The sequence below is a fragment of the Wenyingzhuangia aestuarii genome (assembly GCF_011927765.1).
GTDB lineage: Bacteria > Bacteroidota > Bacteroidia > Flavobacteriales > Flavobacteriaceae > Wenyingzhuangia > Wenyingzhuangia aestuarii.
This window is the reverse complement of record NZ_JAATJG010000006.1, coordinates 61,105-78,890: the sequence shown is the minus strand read 5'-3', so window position 1 is coordinate 78,890 and position 17,786 is coordinate 61,105. Positions and strand designations below refer to the sequence as shown.

General features: G+C 31.9%; 12 protein-coding genes and 1 tRNA gene. 7 read left to right on the top strand and 6 right to left on the bottom strand.

The genetic code is table 11. From position 1 onward, the window contains the following. The first annotated feature begins 16 nt into the window (after positions 1-16). On the top strand, positions 17-3,388 hold the full coding sequence (locus tag GGR97_RS07375; protein ID WP_167897882.1) for a TonB-dependent receptor: 3,372 nt from the start codon (positions 17-19) through the stop codon (positions 3,386-3,388). 16 nt (positions 3,389-3,404) lie between these two features. Continuing rightward, positions 3,405-4,904, top strand: a complete 1,500-nt coding sequence (locus GGR97_RS07370) for a RagB/SusD family nutrient uptake outer membrane protein (RefSeq protein ID WP_167897881.1) — start codon at positions 3,405-3,407, stop codon at positions 4,902-4,904. Between the two features lie 81 nt (positions 4,905-4,985). On the opposite strand, the gene GGR97_RS07365 is transcribed toward GGR97_RS07370, so the two are convergent. Beyond that, positions 4,986-7,961 carry a DEAD/DEAH box helicase gene (locus GGR97_RS07365; RefSeq protein WP_167897880.1) on the bottom strand — a complete coding sequence of 992 codons (2,976 nt, stop codon included), beginning with the start codon at positions 7,959-7,961 and terminating at the stop codon, positions 4,986-4,988. 207 nt (positions 7,962-8,168) lie between these two features. Here GGR97_RS07365 and GGR97_RS07360 point away from each other — a divergent pair, with 207 nt between their 5' ends. The 4 genes from GGR97_RS07360 to GGR97_RS07345 all read left to right on the top strand — a co-directional run bounded on the left by GGR97_RS07360 (position 8,169) and on the right by GGR97_RS07345 (position 12,280). Further along, positions 8,169-9,272 (top strand): YHYH protein, encoded by a 1,104-nt coding sequence (locus tag GGR97_RS07360; RefSeq protein WP_167897879.1) that lies wholly within the window; start codon positions 8,169-8,171, stop codon positions 9,270-9,272. A 171-nt stretch (positions 9,273-9,443) separates the two neighbouring features. Next, the gene (locus tag GGR97_RS07355; protein WP_167897878.1) at positions 9,444-10,052 is read left to right on the top strand and encodes a SatD family protein; all 609 of its coding nucleotides are present in this window, start codon (positions 9,444-9,446) and stop codon (positions 10,050-10,052) included. Beyond that, entirely contained in the window at positions 10,040-10,756 is a 717-nt protein-coding gene (locus GGR97_RS07350; RefSeq protein WP_167897877.1) for a DUF3307 domain-containing protein, read from the top strand. Before GGR97_RS07355 ends, GGR97_RS07350 begins: the two co-directional genes overlap by 13 nt. A gap of 180 nt (positions 10,757-10,936) precedes the next feature. After that, positions 10,937-12,280 carry a hypothetical protein gene (locus GGR97_RS07345; protein WP_167897876.1) on the top strand — a complete coding sequence of 448 codons (1,344 nt, stop codon included), beginning with the start codon at positions 10,937-10,939 and terminating at the stop codon, positions 12,278-12,280. Positions 12,281-12,372: 92 nt separating this feature from the next. On the opposite strand, the gene GGR97_RS07340 is transcribed toward GGR97_RS07345, so the two are convergent. The 5 genes from GGR97_RS07340 to GGR97_RS07320 form a co-directional block, all read right to left on the bottom strand. After that, the gene (locus GGR97_RS07340; RefSeq protein ID WP_167897875.1) at positions 12,373-13,836 is read right to left on the bottom strand and encodes a magnesium chelatase; all 1,464 of its coding nucleotides are present in this window, start codon (positions 13,834-13,836) and stop codon (positions 12,373-12,375) included. A 1-nt stretch (position 13,837) separates the two neighbouring features. After that, on the bottom strand, positions 13,838-14,968 hold the full coding sequence (locus GGR97_RS07335) for a vWA domain-containing protein (RefSeq protein ID WP_167897874.1): 1,131 nt from the start codon (positions 14,966-14,968) through the stop codon (positions 13,838-13,840). Positions 14,969-15,062: 94 nt separating this feature from the next. After that, the gene (locus tag GGR97_RS07330) at positions 15,063-15,767 is read right to left on the bottom strand and encodes a hypothetical protein (protein ID WP_167897873.1); all 705 of its coding nucleotides are present in this window, start codon (positions 15,765-15,767) and stop codon (positions 15,063-15,065) included. A 36-nt stretch (positions 15,768-15,803) separates the two neighbouring features. Next, entirely contained in the window at positions 15,804-16,793 is a 990-nt protein-coding gene (locus GGR97_RS07325) for a Gfo/Idh/MocA family protein (protein ID WP_167897872.1), read from the bottom strand. A gap of 60 nt (positions 16,794-16,853) precedes the next feature. Next, on the bottom strand, positions 16,854-17,102 hold the full coding sequence (locus tag GGR97_RS07320) for a hypothetical protein (protein WP_167897871.1): 249 nt from the start codon (positions 17,100-17,102) through the stop codon (positions 16,854-16,856). A 130-nt stretch (positions 17,103-17,232) separates the two neighbouring features. Between GGR97_RS07320 and GGR97_RS07315 the strand changes: the two genes are divergently transcribed. Continuing rightward, positions 17,233-17,319, top strand: a tRNA-Ser gene (locus GGR97_RS07315). The last annotated feature ends 467 nt before the right edge of the window (positions 17,320-17,786 follow it).

The window sequence follows — 17,786 nt, the reverse complement described above, 5'->3', positions numbered from 1 at the left end:
AAAATCATTCAAAATTATGAAAAAAAACGACAATTTATATGGGCATCGCTGTGCCTTTTTAAAATTTGATTTAAAAATGAAATTTTCCCTTCTATTTTTACTAGTAAGTGTTTTTCAGATACAAGCCAAAACAGGATTTTCTCAAACTAAGAAAATTACCATAGAGGAGGAGTCTGCTACCATCTTACAGGTAATAGAAAAAATAGAAAAGGATACAGAATACAGTTTCTTTTATAGCAAAGAAGAAATAAACCTAAATCATAAAGTAACTATGTTTGCTTATGATGAGGTAGTTGAGAGTGTACTAATAAAACTATTTACAAATACCGATATTCATTATAAAATATTAGAAGAGCAAATTGTATTAACCAAAAATAAACCACAAGCTGTAAAGGTAATACAACAGCAAGTTTTAGTAAAAGGTGTGGTTAGCGATGAACTTGGAATGCCCATACCTGGAGCTAACGTAGTAGTAAAAGGAACTACAAAAGGTACGATTACTGACTTTGATGGAAACTATACACTTGCTGTAGCTAACAAGAATATTACTTTAATGTTTTCTTATGTAGGTTACAAAGACAAAGAAGTAGCTTTAAACGGAAAAACAAACATAGATGTTGTTTTAGAACAAGATGTTAGTGAATTAGATGCCGTAGTAATGGTAGGATATGGAAAAGAGAGTAGACATGAAGTAACAGGAGCTGTAGCGACTATTAAAGCAGACGACGTTGTAAGTCAAGGTGCTAATACGATAACAAAATCATTACAAGGTAAAGTAGCAGGGGTTCAGGTAGAATCTGCGGGAGGAAATCCAGGATCAGGAGTTAGAATTTTAATTAGAGGAACTGGATCTCTAGGGAATAACGATCCATTGTATATCGTAGATGGAGTACAGGTTTCAGATATAAATAATATAGCCCCAACTGATATCGCCTCAATGAATATTTTAAAAGATGCTTCCGCAGCAGCTATTTATGGTTCTAGAGCAGCTAATGGAGTGGTGATTATAAAAACAAAATCAGGGAAAAAAGGAGAAACAAAAGTAAGTGTAAGTGCTTATAGTGGTATTCAAAAAATCACAAAAAAATTAGATGTTTTAAATGCAGAACAATGGGCCAATGTAAGTAATGCAGCTCATGATAATGCTGGTTTACCTAGATTAAATTTAGCACAGAATCCAACATCTTTAGGAAAAGGGACTGATTGGCAAAATGAAATTTATAGAATAGCTCCTACACAAAACTACAACTTAAATATTAGTGGTGGAGGAGATAATTATACATACAGTTTATCGGGTGGATATTTGTCTCAGAAGGGAATTGTAATAAATACAGATTATAATAGGTTAAATTTAAGGTTAAAGTCAGAGATAAAAAAGGGACGTTTTACCATAGGAGAAACAGTTCTTTTATCTAATGGAACTACAAATGGAATTTTAAGTGGTTGGGGACAAGGACAAGGAGGAAACTCTGCAGGTTCTGCGGCTAAAATGATTCCTGTTTTTGATATTTACGATGCAAATGCAGTTGGAGGTTATGCAGGTGCATATGGACCAGTGGTAACTGTTATAAACCCAGTAGCGCAATCAAATTTAATAAAACCACAAGATAATGAAAAAAGAACAGTGATAAATGCTTATTTGAAAGCCTCTATAACAAAAGGATTGACCTATAAATTTAATCTAGGGTATACAAATAATAACACATATAATATGTATTATACTCCTGCTTATGAAATAGGTACCTTTTTCACAAATTTAAACGCTGATTTAACAGAGTCTAGAAATGAAACAAATACAACCTTATTAGAGCATACATTAACTTATGATACAAAGTTTGGTAAAAGTAGTTTAAAAACATTGTTAGGGTATAGTTATCAGGCGACAAAATATAGAACTTTAACAGGAAGTAAAAGTGGTATGCCTGAAGGAATAAAAGTTTTAGATGCTGGTACAACAAATATCCAGACAGGAAGTAATGCAAGTGAAAATGTGTTGATTTCTTATTTTGGAAGAATGATGTATACATATGATAACAAATATGTATTGACAGGGATTTTAAGGAGAGATGGGTCGTCTAGGTTTGGAAAAAATAATCGATATGGATATTTTCCCTCTTTGTCAGCAGCTTGGAATATTTCAAGTGAAGACTTTTACAACAAAAATGCTACGATGAATAGCGCTAGATTACGTGTTAGTTATGGGGTTTTAGGAAGTCAAAACTTTAGTAATTATAGATATAATTCTACAATTAACTTAAATACAAATTATGTCTCAGGACAAAATCAGAATTTATGGTCAGGTGCAATTCAAACTGCTTTTGCATCTCCAGATATCAAATGGGAAGTATCAAAAACATTAAATTTTGGTACGGATTTAGGTTTCTTTGATAATAAATTAAAAATAATAGCGGATTATTTTATCAAGAAAAATTCTGATATTATTTTACAAGTACCAATTCCTTTATCTACAGGGGCTAGTGGAAATAGTCCTTATGTAAATGCAGGAGAAATCTCAAATAAAGGTTTTGAATTTTCAGCTTCATATAGCAATTCAATTAAGGATTTTAATTATGAGTTAACAGGTAGTATTACAGCTATTAAAAATAATGTAAATAGTTTGGGTACTGGTTCTCAGCAAATTTTTGGAGGAACTGCAACAATACATGATGCGTTAACAACAATAACACAAGCTGGTGGTCCTGTAGGAGCTTTTTACTTAATTAAAGAAGACGGATTGTTTCAAACACAACAAGAAATAGATGATTACACAAAAAATGGGAATTTAATTCAACCCAATGCTCAACCAGGTGATGTGAGGTTTATAGATTATAATAATGATGGTAAAATAGATCAGAATGATAGACAGTATTTAGGAAGTCCTACTCCTGATTTTACATTTGGTTTTGGTGGTAATTTTGAATGGAGAGGTTTTGATATGAGATTGTATTTTCAAGGAACTCATGGGAATAAAATTTACAATGGATTAAGACAAGATTTAGAAGGGATGGATGCTGAATATAATTATGCATCGTCAACATTAAATGCATGGACTCCTACAAATACGAATACTAGTATGCCTAGAGCTGTAATTAATGATCCTAATAGAAATGATCAAACCTCTAGTAGATTCTTAGAGGACGGTTCTTATTTAAGGTTTAAAACATTTCAATTAGGATATAGTTTTTCAAAACCATTATTAAAGCAGGTAGGTTTAACTAATTTAAGACTTTACGTTAGTGCAGATAATTTGTTCACTATTACAAAGTACAAAGGATTTAATCCAGATTTAGGAAGTAATGGTTCTATTTTAAGTAGAGGTGTAGATTTTGGTTCCTTAGCTTATCCCCTGTCTAGTACTTTTTTAACAGGAATTCAATTAACATTTTAATTTAAAAGAAATACAAATGAAAAATTACATATATATATTCATGCTTGTAACTCTGTTAAATGCATGTACAAACGAATTAGAACAAATTAACCCGAATGTAATCACCCAAGAAAACTACTGGAAAAATGAAAATGATATATTAATGGGGTTGGCGGCAACTTATAAAACATTTAAAAGTAAAAAGACAGGGTATTATAATAATACAGGTATCCCTATAGCAAATGGAAGAGGAGATGATTTTTATATTAGAAATGATGTTGCTGATTTTTATAAATTATCAACATTCAATAATGCATCTACAAATGTAAATGTTTCAAAAATTTTTGAAGGTTTTTATACAGGTATTTTCAGAGCCAATCAAGTAATTGAATATACACCTAATGCTGAGTTAACTGAAACTCAAAAAAATATATTTATAGCAGAAGCTAAATTTTTAAGAGCCTTAAATTATTTTTATTTAGTAATTAATTTTGGAGATGTAGCTATTGTTACTGAGGTTCCTAAATCTAAAGAGGAGTATTTTAAGACACATTCTTCAGAAGAAGAGGTTTGGAAACTAATTGAAGATGACCTTAAAGAGGCCAAAGAATTTTTACCAGTATCTTATTCTAGCGAATGGGTAGGAAGAGCAACCAAAGGAGCTGCTATAGGCTTTTTAGGGAAAGCTTATTTATATCAAGAAAAATGGGATCAAGCCGAAACTGAGTTTTCTATTTTAATTGATGCTACAGGAACTTCCAAAGCTCCTTATAGCTATGATTTATTGTCTAATTATGAAGATAATTTTTTGAAAGAACATGATAATAATAAAGAATCGTTATTTGAAATTCAATTTCAAAATGTTGGAGGTACAAATATTGGTCAAACTGAAAACGCAAATGAGTCTCAAGGAAATGTAAATGGTCAATTCTTTGCTCCTGCTGAAGTTGGTGGTTGGTTCGAAGGTTTTCCAACGAATAAAATATTTAATGAATTTCAAAAAGAAAAAACAACAACCAATGATTTTGACCCTAGAATGTATGCTTCTATTATGTGGAATTATCCAGGAGCTGTTTTTTATAACAAGCCTTTTTCGGAGTATACTTTGCAGTTTGGATTTAATTCTATGATTAAAAAATATCAAAACTGGAGAGATGATAATGAGGGAATTAAAATTTCTGAAATTAATGAAAAAATATTACGTTTTTCGGATATCTTATTAATGCAAGCTGAAGCTTTAATTATGCAAGATAAAATATCAGAGGCTTATCCGTTAATTGATAGAATTAGAAATAGAGCAAATTTAGCTCCTTTGAGTATAGGTAAAATAAAATCAGAAATGTTAGAGGAAATTAGACATCAAAGAATGATAGAGTTCTTTAGAGAAGGACATAGGTTTTATGACTTAAAAAGATGGGGATTGTTAGAGCAAGAAATCTCAAATAGCGATAAAGTCGGAAAAGAATTTTTTAATATCTCAAAACATGAATATTATCCAATTCCTCAAAATGAATTAAATACGAATTCTAATTGGTAGTATTAATAAAAAAGAGTTATAGTTTTTAGTTTAGTTAATTTTAAATCCCGTTCAATACTTTATTGAACGGGGTTTTTCTTGTTAAGTAACCATTTCTAAAACACTTAAATGTTTTTTTAAGACTCCAGAGGGAGTTTGTTTACTTTCATCAAACACACGTGTGTCTCCAAATAAAATAAAGCTGTCTTTGGCTCTAGAAACGGCAACGTTTAACATGTTAGGTTTATTGTCTTTGTCAAAAAATAAAGTTCCTTCATCTAAATTACTATATACAGAGCTAAACAAAACAATATCTCTTTCTGCTCCTTGCAAAGCATGTACAGTTCCTAGTTTAATGTCGTTAATTTTATAACCAGCTTCCATTAAGGCTTTAGATAGTTCTGTTTTTTGACTAGCAAATGGAGTAATAATACCCAAAACTTTTTCTACAGAAGTTACTTGGTAAGCTTCTTGAATGGCCTCTTCGTGCTGACGTAACCATTTAATAATGGCATGAACTTCATTTAAATTACAACGACTATTGTACCTGCGTTCACTAACTCCTTCTATATGATAAGCCAACATAGATGGAAAAATTTGATCCTCAGAAGCAATTCCTTTCATAGGTTTTAAAATTCCCCCATAAGCCAATTCGTTACAAAATCCAATAATCTCATCATTACACCTACGGTGTTCTAATAAAACCATTCCTGGTTGATTTCCTGTAGGTAATAAAGTTTCAAACTCACAAGCATTCTGAGCCATTTTCATAATACTTCCATTGGAAGATAAAAATCCTAATTCTTTTAAAATATCAGTTTGTTCGTAGTTAGAAATAATGTTTTGATTGGCTAAATTTCCCTGATCAATTTTAAGGGGAATAGACCAAATGGGTTCTATTTGTTGTAAATCGCCTACCACAATGGCTTTTTTAGCCAAAGAAAATAACGGAATACTTACTTCTGGTGTTACTTGTCCAGCTTCATCAATAATTAATAAATCAATAAAATTAAAAAGCGGTAAATATTCAAAAATAGGTTTTCCTGCTGCGTTTTCTCCCTGAAATTGACTGTACACAAAATGAGGGGGTGCCATGTAAAAGGTAGCTACAAAACACGGTGTTAACATAGCCCTACGTTTCCATTTGGCACTAATCACTTTTTCTCCAGTTCCTTTTTCTGTTTCGTTTTCTAGGGCATCATAGGTAGCTTCTAACCACCTTGCTTCCCAATAGTGAGTGGCTAATAAAAAGGCTTTGTGTCTTAAACTCACATCTAATTCATCGTAAAAATATTGATGTGTTTTGTGGGTAGATTTTAGTTTTTGATATTCAAAATCCCACATTTGTGCTTCCGACACAAAAGGATATCCTTTGATGTTGTTTTTTAATTTCCAGTTGTTTAGCTTAATGTTAGATTGTAAGGCTACATTTAAATTGGCCAAACAGTTTTTGATAAATTCAAGTGCTTTTCCTTCGTCAGATAGTATTGTAGCATCTATTTTAAAAGTATAATCGGCAAGATTTGTAGCTTGTATATTGCTACAAAAAATAGTGGCTACTAGCTCTATAAAGTTGGCTTTTTTAGCTCCAGACTTTAAGGTTTTCATTTGATCTCTCCATTCTTTTAATTTAGAAATCTGAATTTTGTCTTTTTGAATTTTATCTTCAGGATGAATTAAAATAGCATTGATTTGATCAATAGAACTAATATAATCACTACAAATACGAGTACCGTTATTGAGTTCATCGTTAATCAATACAATTTCTTCTTGTAAGTGATCGCATACCTCTTCTAAAGACTCTAATTCAAATCCGTAGTAGTCTTTAAACTTGTTAAAAAAGTAGGTTTCTGCTTCAAAAATATATTGCTCATCTTCTAAATCACACAAAGTTCCTTCGTGTCCAAACAAGTTTCCTTTTAAAAAGTTGATGTTCTCTAAGGTTTTTAAACTTTTAGAATTGGAAGGTAAATAAGTAGCATATCCATTAAAGTTAGGAATCCATCGTTCTGATAAACTTTTAAGCGTACTTTCAGAGTTGATAAAACTATCAATAATATTAGTCACCGCTTGGTTGTTACTAGAACAGGCTAAAATTACCGGAGCTTCATCTCCTAAAATGGCAGATTTTACAAATTCTGTAGCAACTACACTTTGTAGCAAAGTTGTTTTTCCTGTTCCTGGAGGTCCGTTAACGGCTGTAACCGAATTTTCTTCTGCGGTTAAATAAGACAATAAGGTTTTACGCTGACTAATAGAAAGCGGAAATTTATTAGACATTTGACCTGAATGAAAATGATTGTAGTCTAAAAATCCGTAGTCTGTAATGGCATTTTTTCGTTCTCTGTTTACAGGGTTGATAATTTTAGAAAGTAGGGGTAAATCCTCTAATTCATCTAAAATATGATCATACAAAAACAAAATACTTTTGGCTGTAGCAATTTTAGAACTGGTAGCAAAATACATTACTTGATGTATGGTTTGGTAACCTTCTGTTCTGTAATTATGAATGGTTCGGTAAGTAATATTTTTAAAAACCTCATTTACATAGTCCCAGTATTCATCCCAAGGAACGGGAGTTTCTTCATCTTCTGCTATAGGTTCTTCTATTTCTTTGGCATTGATGATTTTATCGGTAGAAGAAAAAATAAAATCGTTTTGTACATCAGCCATGGGAGCTAAATAATTACGTACCACTAGTGGAAATAACTCTTTGGAAACAGATAGTTGCCCAGATCTATTTACTTTGGCTGGAATCCAAAACGGTCTAACAGGTTTGTTGTTTGTAGTACTCTCTGATGTGGTAAACTCTAAATAAAACGGAGCTATTAAAATTTCAGTTTCTGTAATTTCTCGCCAGCTAGCATGGTCCTTTTTATTGATTCCTTTTAATCTATTAATTCTGCGTTCTTCTGCATCCAACATTTCTGTTGCGTGCTTTGCATTTAGGGTTCCATTTCCTATAAAACAGGTTTTTTCTTCGTATAAATTTTTAATTCTACTAATATCTACAGCAAGATTCTCACTATCCGTTAAGCTGTTTTTATAATAATTTAACCAGTTTTTTTCGTTTGCCATAGAAGTTAGAAGTAGATTATTTTAGGACGAGCTAAAATAATTGTTTCACCCTTGTTATGACTTGTTTTTTTGGATGAAAACAAGATATTTATAAACAATTGCAAATAGTTGTAACTTAATGTCTTTATAGCGTAGGGTAAAATTGGTTGTTACTGTTTCATTTGTAGAGAATTAAATTAGTGAAGAATAAAAATTAATAACACAAATATGAATACAAAATATTTAATTGTAGGAACGGTATTATTAACAAGCTTGATAGGTTGTAATAGTCATAAAGAAACTAAAACACATCATCATTCTCATGCTTCAGGTCATTTAGAGGTTAAGGATTATTTTGGGACTTATGAATTGAAAGATAAAAGTTTTGGTACGGAAACTAAGGTGACTATTAAAGGAGATAAACGTATAATGGAGACCAATTCATTACCCGATCATAAAACAGGTGAATTTCCAAGAAAAGGAAATCCAAACACAATCTCTGCTCAAAACAGAACTTATGAATTTCCTTTGCATCCAAAATGGACAGGCAAACCAACTTGGGTTAGAGAGCCTGGGGTAGCAATTAATGGAGTTAAGTTTGAACCAGGTACAGCAGAGGTTGTTGTTTGTGAAACGGGTGAGAACTATAGAGTAGAGGCTTTTCAAGATTTAATTAATCTTGGATTAGATTTTAACAATGCACACGTACAACCAACGGGAGCGTATCATTATCATGGTACTCCAACTTCTGTAGTAAAAAATAGTGATAGTTCTAAAGACTTAATCCATATTGGTTTTGCTCATGATGGATTTCCTATTTACTACTCTAAAAGTGGTGCTTACAAATCGAGTTATCAGTTAGTAGATGGAGATAGAAACGGAGAAGATTGTACCTATACCAATCCTAAGAAAACCATTGAGGTTTCTGTAGAAGATGGTCATGATGGTACGTATACTTCAGATTTTGAATATGTAGAAGGTGCTGGAGATTTGGACGAGTGTAATGGTGTAAAAATAGAGGGTAAATACAGCTATTTAGTAACCGATGAATTTCCGTATGTAAGTAGATGTTTAATGGGAGAAGTTATTCAAAAAGAACGTAGAAGACCCCAAGGAAATAATCAACAAGGTAGACAAAGACAAGGAGAAAGACCAAGTGCTTCTCAACTTATGGAGTACATGGATACAAATAAAGATGGAAAATTATCCAAAGAAGAAATAAAAGGACCTTTACAGCAAAATTTTTCTAATATGGATACAAACAGTGATGGGTTTATTTCTAAAGAAGAATTAGAACAAGCTCCCAGACCAAACAGACAGCCTAGAAGGTAGTATGATTGGCTCTGTTAGTTTGAGCAGTTTTTAGGCACAATAAACTGTATTAAGAATTCAATTTTTCCAATTTATTTAGTTAAGTAGTATATGATAATTTTAATATATTCTATTTTATATGATAAAAAGCATATATTTACATATATATGATAAAAAGCATATAATTAAGAAATGAAAGCAGTCATAACAGCAGATATAGTCAATTCAAGAAAAGTAGCTCCAGCTATTTGGCTAACGGCATTAAAACAAACGCTAAATACCATAGGTGAGGAGTATATTACTTGGGAATTGTACAGAGGAGACAGTATTCAATTGTTAACCACTCCTAACGAGGCTTTGAGAATTGCTATTTTGTTAAAAGCAGTTATCAAACAAATACCCGGTTTAGATATTAGAATAGGAATTGGAATAGGCAAAATTACTTATCGTTCAGAAAAAGTAACTTCATCCAATGGTCCTGCTTTTATCAATTCAGGAGAGGCTTTTGATGGATTAAAAAAGAGTACATTGTCAATTAAAACTGATTGGAAAGAGATAGATGAAGTTCTAAATATCATGCTAGATTTAGCTACTTTAACCTTAGATAATTGGAAACCTGCCATGGCAGAGGTGGTTCAGAAACAATTAGAACATCCTGATGCAAAGCAAATAGAAATTGCAGAAATGGTACATAAAAAACAGAGTAATGTAAGTTATAGTTTAAAATCAGCAGGCTATGATGAAATTATGAAATGTGTCTATTATTACGAAAAAGAAATACAAAAACTATGCTTGCTTTAAAATTGATTTTAGCTCACTTTATAGGAGATTTTGTCCTTCAGTTTGATCATTGGGTAAAAGACAAAGAACAGAAAAAACTAAAATCAAAGTATTTGTACCTGCATACTTTTGTACATACTTTGTTAATGTTTGTACTAGTAGGTTTTCAAAAGGAATGGATAGGAATTGTATTGTTTATTTCATTTTCTCATTGGGTGATTGATGTCATAAAGTTGTTCAAACCTCTAAAAAACAAGAGAATTTTATTTTTTGCAGATCAGTTGGCACATTTGCTTGTAATAGCAGCAGTTGTAATAACAACTCAAGAAACAACAATAGCTATTAATACTTTGCTAACAGAACAGCATTTACTTTTAGCTATTGCTGTTATTATGTTAACGGTAGAAAGCTCTATAACGTTAAAAGTGATCTTTAGTTTGTGGGGAAGTGCTCTTAAAAAAATAAACAAAGCCGATAGTTCTTTAAAAAATGCAGGAAAATACATTGGAATGTTAGAACGCTTATTGGTTTTTGTCTTTATTGTTTTAGACAAATGGGAGGCTATAGGGTTTTTGTTAGCAGCCAAATCGGTTTTTCGTTTTGGAGATTTAACACAGGCAAAAGATCGTTTGCTAACAGAATATGTGTTAATAGGAACTTTGTTGAGCTTTGGAATAGCCATAGCCACAGGGTTGATGTATTTAAAAATAAACTCTTTTTTTTAGTGATTGTTTAATTTATATATTACTTACTTGTATTAAGTATTGTTTTTGTTGTGTTTTTTTAACTATTCAATAACTAGTCTGTGTACTGAATAGCAATATGTGTTTTCTTTAAACACATATGTATTCAAACTAAAAAGAGATGAGTAATAGTTTTAGAGATCACCAAAAAACTATTTAATCATGAAAAAATTAGTGTTATTATTTACTGTGTTTTTAATTCTATCTTGTAGCAAAAATGAGATTGAAGAACAACATATAGATAACAATTTAGAGCAATCCATGTTTGATACTGGAGAAGCACGTAGTACAGCTACAATTACACAAACAATTAATGTTTCTTCACAAAACGGAGCAACCAATTATCAAAAATTGGTAAACGCAATTGCCCAAGCAACAGCAACCAAAGAAATTTTAGTAGATGTAGATGTAAACTTTACGGCTACAGATAAAGCTATTGTTTTAGACAATGGAAATGTAAACATTAGAGGAGCTGCTAGAGGTAACGGAAAGTATAAATTAACACGTACAGGAACGTACCAATCTAGAAATCATATTTTCAATTCTATGTTTGTTGTGAAATCTAACAATATCAGTATAGATAATATTCAGTTTTACATTAACAATGGAAAAGCTTATAGATGTGTGTTTTTAGGAAGTGTAAATAATTCAGGAAATATTAATAACAGATTAACGTTGTATGCTAATATTAGTTTTTTGAATTGTGCTTTTAAACAAGCTATTCCTACAGAAACTACTAGAGGGTTGTTTTTTGAAGGAAGTTTTAAAAATGTAACTATAGATAATTGTTTTTTTAACAATTGGTTTGGATTGGTTGCACGTGATTGTCCTACAATGGATGTTTGGAAAGTAAATAAAAATACTTTTACGAATGGTAGTCATCAAATTTCTTTTGATGGAGCTTTGTTAGGGGAAACCGATCCTACATATGGTTTGGGAGTAAACTTGGTAAAACATGCCAATATAAATGTAACAAACAATACATTTAACTTAACTAAAAGTTTCAATTTAGCGATTGCAAATACACGTAATGTATATGTATTTAATAATGTGTTTAAAGGAGGAACAGCTTCTTATTCTCAACCTATTCACATAGAAGATGAAAGTAAGAATATTCGTATTGTGAAGAATAAGATAGAGAGTCCTAATAATAACGGAATTCTAATTTTTGCTACAGGTAAAGTAGGGCATGGACAAGGTAGAACATTTACTCTTGCAGAGAAAAAAGCCAAAGGTTCTGGGAATATATTAATTAAAAATAATACCATGGTTACTAGTAAAGATGCAGCAGTAATTTCTACATATTTAAAAGGGTATATTAAGTTTGAAGGAAACAATGTTTTTAATGCACAAAATAGTGTTTCTGCACAGATTAAAAACTCTAATACAGGAGCTAAAGTAACATTTGTAGATAATGCCTCTACTTTTAATGGTTCTCTAGCAAATGCAGCAATAAATAATGGAAAAATAGTAATTGATGCCACCAATATTATTGAATTGCCTTAAGTTCTAATTACAAAATTAAAAGCTCGCTACTATAAAATGGTAGCGAGCTTTTTTAGGTTGTAAAATCAGTAATTTAAGAACGGTAATAGATGTTAAATTCCATCAATAAAACTCTCAAAAGTATCTGTAAAACCATAACCTTCATCTAAGGCTACTTTGCTTAATTTTTTATGTGTTACCAAAGACCACAAAACAAACTCTTTAAAAAAGTTTAGATCTTTAGCATCTAAATTGGGTTGATACTTTGTTAGCAAATCCGATAATGGTTGTATGTAGTCTAATTGAACTTGATACTCTTTGTTGGTTAAATCGTTTGCTAGTTCAAAATCTGTTCCTTCTATAAACCATTTGATAATTTCATCATAAGGAGTGCTGTCTTGCTTTCTAACTAATTTTTCAATGGCAGGGAAATAATCAGGAAATAAAGACTTAATAGCATCGTTAATTAAGTTTTCGGCTACAGAAGCAGCACCTTCTTGTTCTCCTTCGTAAACCAATTCTATTTTTCCATTAATAGCGGGAATTATTCCCATAAAATCACTCAATCTAACCGTAGTATTTGCTTCTCCAGAAGCTAGCATTCTTAACTCTGCTGTACTCATTAAGTTTTCATAAGCAGAAATACTCAAACGCGCACTTACTCCACTTTTTACATCTACAAATTCACTTTCTCTAGCTTCAAAACCAATTTGTTCTAAAATATCTTTGGCCAATTCAGGCACGTAAATATTTTTAGCCTGATTTTCTTCTAGTTTGGCTTCTTGTTGGGTAATAGTTTTGGCAATTTCTATACTTTCTGGATAATGGGTTAAAATTTGGGAACCAATTCTATCTTTTAAAGGGGTAATAATACTTCCTCTATTGGTGTAATCTTCAGGATTGGCTGTAAATACAAATTGCATATCCAAGTCAAAACGCAATTTGAATCCACGGATTTGAATGTCTCCTTCTTGTAAAATATTAAACAAAGCTACTTGTATTCTAGCTTGTAAATCGGGCAATTCATTAATTACAAAAATACATCTATTGGCTCTTGGAATCATTCCGTAATGTATTACTCTATCATCAGCATAAGAGAGTTTTAAATTAGCTGCTTTTATAGGGTCTATATCTCCAATAATATCGGCAACCGTTACATCTGGAGTAGCTAGTTTTTCAGCAAAACGCTCCGAACGATGTAGCCAAGTAATAGGAGTTTCATCACCTTGTGCCACAATTAATTCTTTGGCAAAACGAGAAATAGGTTGTAAAGGATCATCGTTAATTTCCGAACCTGCTACTACGGGGATGTATTCATCTAACAAATTCACCATTTGGCGAGCCAAACGCGTTTTTGCTTGTCCACGTAGTCCTAATAAATTGATGTTATGTTTAGATAAAATAGCTCTTTCTAGTTGAGGAATCACCGTTTTTTCGTAACCATGTACTCCTGTAAAGGTGTCTTGTTTTGCTTTTTTTAGTTCAATTAAATTGCTTCTTAGCTCTTCTTTAATGCTTTTATAGGTATACCCCGATGCTTTTAAAGCTCCCAAGGTTTTGATGTTTGTATGTTCCATGCTATCCTTTAATTCTTTTTTTTCTGTTTTGTTCGTAATCTTCAAAAATCATTTCTCCCAACCCTTGTAAGCCTGTGTAAAAAGCTTTTCCTTGATTGGCTTGTGTAAAGGCTCTTACAAATTGCATCAAATAAGGATCTTGAGCAATCATAAAGGTGGTAATGGGAATGTGTAACTTTCTAGCCTGACTTGCTTTGTCGTAACACTTACTTACAATATGTTGATCTAAACCATTACTGTTTTTATAATAACGACCATCGGGCAAACGCAAACAACTTGGTTTTCCATCCGTAATCATAAAAATTTGTTTGTTGGTGTTTTTCTTTCTTCTTAACAAGTCCATAGCCAATTCCAAACCAGCAACCGTGTTGGTATGAAAGGGACCTACTTGTAAGTAGGGGAGTTCCTGAATAGAAATTCTCCAAGAATCGTTTCCAAAAACAATAATGTCTAAAGTGTCTTTAGGGTAACGAGTAGTAATAAGTTCGGCCAAAGCCATGGCTACTTTTTTGGCAGGAGTAATTCTGTCTTCTCCGTACAAAATCATACTGTGGCTAATGTCTATCATTAAAACCGTACTCATTTGCGATTTATGAGTGGTTTCATTCACCACCAAATCATCTTCGGTTAGTTGAAAACCATTGTGAATTCCATTGTTTATTTGGGCATTTTTAATACTCTCGGTCATAGATACGTTGTCCAGACCATCTCCAAATTGATAAGCTCTGGTTTCTCCCGTAAGATCATCACCTGTTCCTATTTTTTTAGTACTGTGATTTCCCGATCCAGATTTTTTAAGCTTTCCAAAAATCTGATTCAAGGCACGTTGACGAATGGCACGTTCTGTTTTGGCCGTAATGCCAGTTCCAGAGTTGCCATCGGGTTGGGTGCGTTCTTGTATGAATCCTTTGTCAAACAAGTCACGTTTAAAATCTTCTAAAGTATACTCGGCTGTGGTTAGTTGATAGGTTTTGTCTAACTCTTCTAACCAGTTTAGAGCTTCGTCCACATCACCAGAAGTGTGGGTAATTAATTCTTTAAAAATCTCTAACAGCTTGTCAAAAATAGAAAGTTCTGGTGCTTCGTATTTTTTAAAAACAAAACCTGTGTAAGATGAATCTCTTTTGTTCATAAGCTATGGTTAAAAGTTACTCTAATTTAAATGAATAAAACTAGTTTAGGCTTAGTCGTAAAAGAATGCTAGTTATTAATATTTATTTTAAATATTATAAATCTGTAAATAAGCGGCCATCAAACTCTTGTTTGGCAATTACATTTTTAGGACCAAAATCGCTTCTGTCAAAAGATAATAACACTTTGTTTAGTTCTTGGTAATTGTCCCAAGGTTTGGTGAATTTTGGTTTTTCATCTGAAAATTTTGAAAAGAAAGACCATTGTTTAACTAAGTTGTCTTCTGCATCTACATACACATGGTATTTATTGTTAGGTGTTACCCCAACGTTTTCAAAAGTCATTTGTAAAACAGCTGCTTTATGACCATTTTCCAACGTAGTTTTCTCTAGAAGTTTTAACGTAACTCCTGGGTCTAACAATTTCCATGGCATGGTTAACCAGTAAGAATCGTTAATCCACCATTTTTTGGCCTGATTTAAAAGTTGGGTTGTTTCTTTAGCATCGGTAACCAATACTCCGTTTTTAAACGCTTTTCCTTTGTTTGTGTTGATGTTTACCAAAACGACTAATTCATCCTTTGGAGAGGTAACTCTCACATCTCCCGTCCATTTATTCCAATGTAGAACTCTTTTTCCAAAATCCCATTTTAGGTAATGTACATTGTTCCAGTTTTCTACACCTCCCATACTTTCCATTACTTTATGAGCAATTTCAATTGCTTTTACATCACTTTGGGCAAAGGTATTACAGCTTAAAATAAGAGCGATAAAAAAGGTGAAAATAGATTTAAAATTCATTTTAAAGATTTTTTTTATTTGTTGTACAAGTATCAATTATGATACCAATCCGCTAATTTGTTCTAGCCAATAATTGGTCTTACTTCCAGTTTTACCTGTGCTGTAGGTGTGTTTTGTTTTGTGAATTAAATCGGATACGATAGAACCAATTAAAGGTTGTTGTACATGTTCTGGATAAGGAATGTTATAGGTTTCGGTTTTTCCATCAATATCTGTAAATACCATAGGCGAATCGTTAAAACAAGCTAGTTTTATATTCCCTTTGGTTCCGTTGATGATGATTTCATCTCTTCTAGTTTTAAAACCGTGATTAAATGCCCAAAAACAAGTTCCGATGGTTTTGTTTTTAAATAAAATATTGGCAGTAACCACATCGTTAGATTTGTAAATCTTAGATTGATTGATGGCGATACCTTGTACAAAATCTATTTCGCCAATTAAAAACTCTAAAATATTTAATTGATGAGATCCTAGATCGTAAAAATAACCATCACCTGCAATTTTAGGATCTACTCTCCAGTTTCGGCTGTCATAATCGTCATCTAAAACATCTAAAGGTTTGGTAAAATTGAGTTGTACGTTTAACAGCTCTCCAATAGTTCCGTTGCTAATAAGTTCTTTAACTTTTAAAAAGTTAGGCAAACAAGTTCTGTAATAAGCAATGTATAAAGGCAAGTTTTTAGCTTTAAACACTTTTTCTATTTCCATACATTCGTGATGGGTAATAGCCATAGGTTTTTCTATGTAACAAGCCTTTCCAGCCTCTGCAACTTTTAGCGCATAGGCTTTGTGATATTTGGGAGGAGTGGCAATATAAACAGCATTAATATCTGGATGGTTGATAATTTCATCCGCATTAGTTGTCCATTCTTCTATACCATGTCTTTTGGCATAATCTTTAGCCTTTTCAGCATCTCTACGCATTACAGCAACTACAGTAGAGTTAGGTGTTTTATACATTCCGGGAGCGCTTTTTACTTCGCAAACATTACCTACACCAATAATTCCCCAGTTGACTTGTTTCATATCCTTATTTTTGTGAAAATTAAATTTACTATTTTAAAATAAGATATAGATTATACAGCTTTATTTTTGTGACTCTTTTTTGATTCGCTCCAAGGTTTCTTTTATGAGTTGTTCTTTTTCCTTTTGTTCTTTAATTGTTTGTAATTCGATCTCTTTTTTTATTTTTTCTCTAAAAAGAGCTACCTCACTAGGATGGTCATCTAATTGTACCTTAAGAAAGAAACCCAAAAACACTAAAAACACAATAAGGTAGCCTCTAAGAACTGCAGATAGAGAGCCTTTTGCCATTTGATATAAGATTCTTTCCATAACGAATACTATTTTTCAACAAAACTAATACTCACTTATGCGGAGTTTCTGCATGCATAAAATGTTTGTGAGTTTTATGTAAAACACTTGTTTTATATAGAATACATTTTGTTTATTTGCAATCCATTTTAGAGAGGTGTCTGAGTGGTCGAAAGAGCTACCCTGGAAAGGTAGTGTATGGGTAACTGTACCGAGGGTTCGAATCCCTTCCTCTCTGCAAAACCACTTGTTGTTTCAAGTAGTTACAGAATAAATACACGTTTTAACACCCGCTTTTTATGAAAGTGGGTGTTTTTATTTATAATTCAAAAGATAAAGGTTTCTGATTATTGTATATATAGTTTCATTAGCTCTTATTATTTTGATGATATATGAAAGAAGTGTAGAGAGAATTTTGAAATAGATTCTACTATAATTGTATAAATTTTATTCAATAATTAGGATTGATTTATCCAAAGTAAAAGTTAACCTTAGCTACTACTAAATTCAACATCAAAGAAATAGAAAACCATTACGGTTCCAGAGTCCGTTTCCGAATGTGACAATTATTTAATAGTATTTGATAAGAATTGTGGGGATAAAAGGTAGTCTTTATCTTAAATACTTGATATAACAAGTAGACAAAAATACCCTAGCACGCTAAAAAATGAATGTAAAGAAATTTAAAAAATCTTATCATATATT